Source organism: Synechococcales cyanobacterium T60_A2020_003 (assembly GCA_015272205.1).
Classification (GTDB): Bacteria; Cyanobacteriota; Cyanobacteriia; order RECH01; family RECH01; genus JACYMB01.
Window position 1 is genome coordinate 1 of record JACYMB010000162.1, and the last position, 4,693, is coordinate 4,693.

General features: G+C 49.4%; 5 protein-coding genes. 2 read left to right on the top strand and 3 right to left on the bottom strand.

The features are described from left to right. Positions 1–754 (top strand): hypothetical protein (locus tag IGR76_08610; protein ID MBF2078567.1); only part of this gene is annotated, 754 nt, incomplete at its 5' end. Here the strand turns inward: IGR76_08610 and IGR76_08615 are convergent. The 3 genes from IGR76_08615 to IGR76_08625 form a co-directional block, all read right to left on the bottom strand. After that, the gene (locus tag IGR76_08615) at positions 751–1,605 is read right to left on the bottom strand and encodes a pentapeptide repeat-containing protein (GenBank protein ID MBF2078568.1); all 855 of its coding nucleotides are present in this window, start codon (positions 1,603–1,605) and stop codon (positions 751–753) included. The genes IGR76_08610 and IGR76_08615 overlap by 4 nt on opposite strands. An 84-nt stretch (positions 1,606–1,689) precedes the next feature. Further along, positions 1,690–2,343, bottom strand: a complete 654-nt coding sequence (locus tag IGR76_08620; GenBank protein MBF2078569.1) for a phosphoribosyltransferase — start codon at positions 2,341–2,343, stop codon at positions 1,690–1,692. Positions 2,344–2,875: 532 nt separating this feature from the next. Beyond that, complete coding sequence (locus tag IGR76_08625; GenBank protein ID MBF2078570.1) at positions 2,876–3,643, bottom strand: hypothetical protein; 768 nt, start codon at positions 3,641–3,643, stop codon at positions 2,876–2,878. A 776-nt stretch (positions 3,644–4,419) separates the two neighbouring features. Between IGR76_08625 and IGR76_08630 the strand changes: the two genes are divergently transcribed. Continuing rightward, positions 4,420–4,693: GTP-binding protein (locus IGR76_08630; GenBank protein MBF2078571.1), on the top strand; the 274-nt coding region annotated here is incomplete at its 3' end.

Below are 4,693 nucleotides of genomic sequence, written 5' to 3' on the forward strand. Positions count from 1 at the left end.
GGCTGCTGCCGGAACCGTTTGGTGGATGCTGAGCTACAAATTTGGCAGTGTGCTGCTGGTAATTGGTCTTGTGTTCCTAATGTACTGGTTTTGGAGTCCGGTGTATTGGGCAAGTCGCCGCAACATTCAATGTCGCAAAAATCGATTTGGCGGGTTTTGGCGAGGCGAGGTTTTGGATGTTTTCGTATCGGAGGAAGTGGTCGGTCAAACGGAAACGGTGAATCGTCAAGGGGAGTTAGTCATCGTTGAGGATCGGGAGCGACGCTTAAACCTTGAAATTGGTGACGAATCAGGCTTTACCGCTCGTCATCAGGTTCCCCTCAAGCGCATTCACCAAGCAATCCGGGTGGGCGATCGCGCTGAAATGGTCGTGATGTCGAATCGGCCTGACCTCAGCCGCATCACCCAACTTTCCGATGTGTACATTCCCGATTGCGATGTGTGGGTGAGTGACTATCCTTACCTACGGCGGGATACGTTCCGAGATGTGCGGCGACAGTTGGAATCTTGGGAGGGTGAAGCGTTGGACACCTATGGCGATCGCCCGGACTACCGCGATCGCCCCCCCTATCGCGATCGCGGCGATTACGGCTACGACGAAGACTATGATGCCTACTATCGGGAGGATCGCTATGGCGATCGCTACGATGACGAGGATTTAGAGGCCATTGAGGAAGACTGGCAAGATAGGGGTGAGCCAGTGAGCGATCGCCCTCCGTTGCAGCTTCCCCCCTATCCGAAGAATCGACCTTAAGAACTGGGTGGAATTACAGGTCGCTTGTCGGGCGTGGAGTTGGAGCCATTCTCCGCATTCGGAATTTGCGGCGTACAAGGTTCTGTAAGCGCTACTTTTTGCATCCCCGCCGCAATCGGATCAAAGTTAGGGTCAAATTGGGTGCGTCCGTTGTAGCAAGCGCTGGTCAGATCCGTTCCCTCTAAAATCACGGCATCCAAAACAGCGGCTCGCAAATCCGTTCCACTAAAGTTTGCATCTTGCAAATTAGAGCCGCTGAGATCCACCCCCTGGAAATTGGCACCCCGCAAATCTGTCTTGCGAAAATCCGTGTCCCGAAAATTCAGCCCTTGCAGATTAACACCTACCAAATTGGCACGGGCTAAAAACGAATCCACCACGCTCCGATCCAACGGGGTCGCGTTCAACCGAATCAGATTGGCATCGTACAGCACCATCATCACATAGCGCTTTCGGGGAGCATCCAAGTCCTGTAAAACCGCATGGGTCAGGGCACGCAGAATGCCAAATTTCTCTTTGGACTCCGAACTATCTTTGACCAACAGTTCTGTAACCGTACTCAGGTAATCCATCAGCACGGTTTGACGATGCTCCTCTACGGTGATCTGCGTTTTCGTGAGGGATTCCTGAATTTGAAAGGGGCGATCCAGTTGGGCATTTAACCCATTCACCAAATTCACAAAGGCGATCGCCAAAGTTGCAAAGCCCGTAATCAATGCCCCCACCACCGCCGCTTCCAACTCTTGGATAAATGTGAGGGACTTAAAAAATTGCTTAACCCGCTGCCACCATGATTCAGGCTTCTCTGAAGATGGTGGTGGCGTTGGATCCTGGGAGGCAGAATTCTTCATAGAGGTCTAATACCAGAAACGCTGTCCATGCTAAACCAATTCCCAAAATTAGGATTACGGATGGGAGAATCGGCATAAACCGCACTACGGCAAAAATGCTGGAGCCGTTTCGAGTAACGTCCGTACATCCAGATCGGATAGCTGATCAAAATGGTCATACCAGGTTCCTAAACTATAGAAAGGTTCTGGCATTACCAAACAAACGACTTGATCGACCTCCTCTCGCAAGGCATCGCAGGTATCTGGAGGCGCAAGGGGAACCGCCACGATCACCTTGGCTGGGTGTTGCTGTTTGACAACGGCGATCGCCGCCCGCATGGTGGCACCCGTGGCTAACCCATCGTCTACCAGAATGACCGTTTTGCCGTCTAAATCGGGAAATGGGCGATCGCCCCGATACGCGCGACCGCGCCGCTTTAACTCATGCAGTTCATCAACCGTCACCTTTTGAAGCGCAAACTTAGAGACATGGTGGCTTTGCACAACGTCCTCATTCAGTACTCGGATACCGTTAGAGGCGATCGCCCCCATCGCCAGTTCTCGATGATTCGGAACACCTAACTTTCGCACCAAGCACACATCCAACGGCACATGCAGCACTTTGGCAAGTTCAAACCCGATCGGCACTCCCCCACGCGGCAACGCGAGAACAATAACGTCAGACTGATCCCCATAGTGCTGGAGTTGTTCTGCCAATCGACGCCCCGCTTCAGTGCGATCGCAAAATCCGGTTGCCATGCATACCCACCTCCACCCTTCGCGACGTGATGGCCTTTTCCGCCCATCCGTCGCATCAGCAATCCTAAGTCTTACACCCCTCTCAGAGCACTGGCGCTGCCAACAGCAGTATCAAAAGAAGCGCTAAGAGAAGCGTGATCCCCACTTTTTGATTTCGGCCTAAATTCGGTGTGGTTTTCATCCCATTCCACCTCCTATTGCCCTTAAGCTGCATTGAAGATGAGCTTTATCCCCCGGGTTAAAACCATTCCATCTAGAACGTTGGGTCTAAAGCAATCTCATCTCTTATTGTCCCGCATCTCAACCAAGCTTGCGGGCTTCTGTTACAGAAGTTACGCAGTTGAACCCTCTATGGAACAAATTTCAACAGCGAAGTTCCTCCGCAAAGATTAGACGGGTGCATTTAACTCGACATTGCCATCCCACCCGATCCACTAATGTCAACGCCCATAAACTGCCCAACCGTGTGATCTGCAGGCAACGATTACCCTGTCTCCAGGTTCTCTGTCCCAGGGAGTGTCGGTAGATTTGCTCAATGATCGACAACTTTTATACAGCCCTTCTTAATTCCATCGAAGAGTTGATTGATTATATCTAGATGTTCTTTATTGAGTTCTGAATCAGAGAGCATCTCCATAAGAAGGGTTTGATCCTTCCGAGAGATTTTACGAGCCGTTGAGATATTGGCAAATAACAGTCTGACTAAGTCTGAAGATAGCTTATGCGTTAAGCGTTTGATAGCTTTTATTTGAAGATACCCATCATCTAAGTGAGACTGCTGGTTTTTAATCATATCTAAGAGGCAAAGTAAACTTTTTTCCGTAGATACAAACTGATCAATGGCCAGAGTCCAAAATTCCCAACTGGATTCGTTGAGAAATAATTGATGCTGATGCTCATCATGGTTGATCAGGAGATCTGCCAAATAATCTGTTACCCGGGCAGCTAGGGCATTGGAGTCTTGTTCTGAAGATGAAAAATCAAATTGTCCACGAAACAGGAGATTTAATCGTTCAGGTGTGTGGTCGAGTCGATACCAGATCCAGATTTGATGGCTGTAGTGGGGTTCTGCTCGGTAAGGTGAAAGTCCCTCGCCAGGAATGACGTCGAGGTGTTCGCATCTAAGGATGTGTCTTGCTGTTCGTTCAAGCTTGGGCAAAACACCGCTGTAGGTACGGACAATCCGTCCACTCTCCGCCATACGGCAGAATTGTTCAGAATTTCTGTTTTTGGAGATTCGTGAGGATGAGAGTTTATGCTGTTTTCCATGATTTTTATGGGGCGATGCTTCTGTATACATCTGTGCTTCTATTCAAGGCAATGCCACTTCTGAATGGGTTGGTTGCAGGTTATTCTACTACTGGGAAATAGAAGAGAAGAATATGCGGGTGTAGCTTCACCAAAAAAAAAATCTCGCCAGCAAGTAAAGGAGTCAGAGGCACAATCCTGATGGCTATCGTTCATATCTCCTCAGCGACACTCCCAGGGTGCCCCCCATTTTCAGAGCAATCCTTAAAAATCCTACTACAGACCTAGTGCTTTGTCAAAACATAATTTTAGGGTTACCCTGGGCTCGTAGTGGGCACTTTAGCGCTGAAGTGCCCACTACAAACCCTAATTTTTAGCGTTGACGCAACACTAGGGGTATGGAGGACATTCCATCAGGGAGATTACCCCCTCCGTCCCCATCTGTAAACGGAAGGCTGGAACTTGGTATTTGGTTAGGACTTACGCAATTGGGCGATTTTGCGCGGGTGTAACCTGCGCAAAATCGCCTAAAAGACTCAGGACGCCGCACATAGTGCGTAAGTCCTGTTGGTATAACGTTTCGATATTACGCAAGCACTGTACCGAGGGGTTTAGAGGCTGAGCATCTAAACCCTGTGCTGTTACCGACAAAAACATTTACAATTACTTAATGAATGGTAATGTCACCACGGGCGTTGATGGGGTTCTCGTGGCTTGCGTAGTTGACCCCAGCTTTTGCTGGCGCTAAGGACAACGCCCTATCCCCTATACTTACCACTAAAAGGTGGTTGCCAATGGTTTGTAGAACCTAAACTGAGTAGACCAAATATGAAGAAAGACCTTACGCGTTATCGAAACATCGGCATCTTTGCACACGTTGATGCAGGTAAAACAACCACTACAGAACGGATTTTGAAGCTTACCGGTAAGATCCACAAGATCGGTGAGGTTCATGACGGTGCGGCAACCACCGACTTCATGGAACAGGAGCAAGAGCGTGGAATTACCATTCAATCCGCTGCTACCTCGTGCTTCTGGAAAGGTTACCAGTTCAACATCATCGACACTCCCGGACACGTTGACTTCACTATTGAGGTGTACC